3 protein-coding genes are annotated in these 3,092 nt (G+C 73.7%); all 3 read left to right on the forward strand.

Annotation, left to right across the window (positions count from 1 at the left end; all coding sequences use genetic code 11):
• Positions 1 to 356: GNAT family N-acetyltransferase (locus VR44_RS20835; protein WP_045949069.1), on the forward strand; the 356-nt coding region annotated here is incomplete at its 5' end.
• A 304-nt stretch (positions 357 to 660) separates the two neighbouring features.
• Positions 661 to 2,649 carry a LamG domain-containing protein gene (locus VR44_RS20840; RefSeq protein WP_052713735.1) on the forward strand — a complete coding sequence of 663 codons (1,989 nt, stop codon included), beginning with the start codon at positions 661 to 663 and terminating at the stop codon, positions 2,647 to 2,649.
• Positions 2,646 to 3,092, forward strand: a 447-nt coding sequence (locus VR44_RS20845; RefSeq protein ID WP_157880368.1) for a hypothetical protein, incomplete at its 3' end; no start/stop codon positions are given. The genes VR44_RS20840 and VR44_RS20845, both read left to right, overlap by 4 nt.

Below are 3,092 nucleotides of genomic sequence, written 5' to 3' on the forward strand. Positions count from 1 at the left end.
TCTTCGAGGAGGTCTACGCCGAGGGGCACCCGCAGGGGCTGCGGTTCAGCGCCGCCTACGACGCCGACGGCCGGTGCACGGGGGCCGCCGGCTGGCGGATCGTCGCCGGTACCTGCGACATCCGCAAGCTGTACGTGGACGACCTCGTCACCGCCGGGGACAGGCGCTCCACCGGAGTGGGGCGGAGCCTGCTCGCCTACCTCGAGGACCGCGCCCGCGAGGCCGGCTGCCGTCTGCTGGACCTCGACTCGGGCACCCAGCGCACGTCGGCGCACCGCTTCTACTTCCGCGAGCGGATGGGCGTCATGGCCTTCCACTTCGGCAAGGAGCTCGACGCGGGTCCCGACCCCGCCTGAGGCCGTCACGGGCCGCGGCCCTCGGGGTGGCGGCCTCAGGCGGTGGAGGTCCGTGCGGCGTCCAGCGGCGTTCCAACAGGGGGTCGTCGGCCACCGATCCAAGTGGCTCAAACCCGGTGTCACCTGTCCGGATGACATTCCATCCGGCCAACCTCAGGGCGCCTCCCCTGGTCCGGTACAGGTCCACGCCCGCCGTAGTGGATCTTTCCCGCCATCCTGGATCCGACCGCGGTGACGGCGCGTGTCACGGGGGAGGGTCGCCGCTGAGAGGGCCGTGCGGCCCTCCAGGAGGGAAGTGCCACCCGTGGCCACCGAACGCCCCGCCGGCAGCAGGCTGAAGACCTACAGCGACCGGACCTACGTCCACACCACGATGGTGCGGCACCAGGGCACCGTGCTCGCCTTCGCCCTGGACGACGAGCGCCGCCTGTACTACAGCGTCCTCGACCTCGACTCCAAGGCCGCCCCGGCCCACGAGGACGACGGCATCGGCCACGCCGACCTCGACGTCCGCCACTGGGCCGACGACCCGCGCCCGCTGCCGTTCCCGTCCGAGATCGCACGCTCGGGCGCGGCCGTGATCGGGGCCGAGCCGCTGCCCCGGGTCCGTCTCGGCGGGCGGGTGGAGCTGGGTGCCGACGAGGTGGTCCCGGACGACGAGGTGGACCCGCTGCGCTCCTCCACCGGCCGTCTCACCGCCGCCGCACCGTTCCAGGTGGTGTCCGACGGCCGTCACGTGTTCGTCTTCCGGCAGGCCGTCGCCGCCGGCCACGCGGACGCCGTCCGCCGCACCGCCGAGGGCCGGCTGACGGGTGCCGCGACCACCGGCGGGAAGCAGAACGCGGCCGTCGCGCCGGACGCCCTGCTCTGCGACCGGTTCGTGCTCGCCGGCTCCGAGCTGCGCCCCGTCCAGGAGGTCCGCTACCGCCGCAGCCGGCACCGTACCGAGCCGGCCACGGCGAAGGACACGCTCGGCACGTCGGACATGAACGACAAGCCGTTCCACGAGCCCACGCAGGAGGTGGGCTTCGTCGGACCGCTGACGGAGGGGCGGTTCTCCGTCCTGCTGCTCCCGACGATCATCGCGAACACGCGGCGCTGGCAGTTCTTCGTCCACAACGCGGCCTCGGGACGGATCGACGCCGTCAACGTCGGACAGGCCGAGGACGGCCTCTTCGACACCCGGGGCGGACAGCTGTGGACCAGCCCGGACCCGCAGCACCGGGACTCCGTGCTGGAACGCGGGCCCGGCACCTGCCCGTTCAGCGGGCTGCCGCTGGTCCCCGTCGTACCGGAGCCGGACTTCGCCGAGTCCGCGCTGCGGTTCTCCGGCGCGACGAACGCCTACCGCGGCGAGGCCACGGCCCCCGAGGGGCTGGGCACGGGCGCCTACACCATCGAGGCGTGGATCAAGCGGGACGCGGCCGGAGGAACGGTCCTGTCCACGGGCTCGGCCGGCGTCACCCTCGCCGTCACCGTCGCGGGCGCCCTGACCCTGGCCCACGGGACGGGCTCTCCCGTCACGACGGCGGACGACCTGGTCCCCGTGGGCCGGTACGCACACGTGGCCGCCGTGCACGACGGCACCGGGGCCACCCTCCTCGTCGACGGCGACGCGGTCAGGACCGAGGCGCTCACCCCCCTGACCACCGCCGGGACCACCCTCGTCCTCGGTGCCACGAGCGCCACGGCGGGACGCTTCTCGGGGACCCTGGACGAGGTGCGGGTCTGGTCCCGGGCCCGGCTGACGTCACGGATCGCCGAGACCCGGGGTCAGCGGCTGATCGGCGACGAACCCCGGCTCGCGGCCTACTACCGGTTCGACGAGGCCGGCGGCACCACCGCGTTCGACCAGGGCCCGCGCGCCGCGCACGCCACGCTCAAGGGCGGCGCACCGCAGTGGGTGGGCTCGGACGCGCCGATCGCCGACTCCCCCGGCATCCGCCGGGACTCCTTCGCGGTCACGGGCCGAACGGTCTCGGGCGGCCTGTCCGCAGCCCTCTACCAGCAGCAGGAACAGGGCACGACGGGCAGCGGGGCGGTCCGGCCGCTCAAGCGGCAGGCCCGCGTCCTGCTGACGTGGCGCAGCAGGCCCGCGTCCTGCTTACGTGGCGCAGCAGCGCCACCGGCGACAAGACGGGGGCGGCGGGCCGGATCGCCACGCTGGACCTGGCGGTCGGCCGGGACGGGAAGCTCGCGCAGCTCCCCGACGTCCTGGACCTGCCAGTGGTCGGCGAGACGGTCGAAAAGGTCGACCCGGCCGAGGAGAACACGCTCAAGGCGGACCTCGTGAGACTCCGCAAGGAGCTGGTGGACGCCACCCGGGCGAAGGGGGACTTCGACGCGGACGTCGCGAATCCGGACAGGGTCTGGAACGACCTCCGCAGCGCGTTCCGTGAGACGTCCTCGTCCGTGCTGAACGGGAGGGACGCGAAGTGCGTGGTCTACGGCGAGGTGAGCCCTTCGCCGTACGCACGCCACCGCGCGACCCTCCTTCACCTCACCGCGAAGGCCGGCACCGGATCCGGGCAGTTCGTGCCGACCCTGGCCGTGGGGGCCGCCGACCCCGACGACACGGCCGACACCTGGGCCCTGTCGCTGTCGGTGGGGATGAGCCTCTCCTCATCCACCGTCTCCTACGCGTGCGCCCTCCGGAGCGTCCGCGCCGGCAAGTACCTCACGACGGTGAAGGAGTCGGCGGGCTTCGCCGCCGCTTTCGCCGACCAGGCCGCCATG

This window comes from Streptomyces katrae (assembly GCF_000966975.1).
Lineage (GTDB): Bacteria > Actinomycetota > Actinomycetes > Streptomycetales > Streptomycetaceae > Streptomyces > Streptomyces katrae.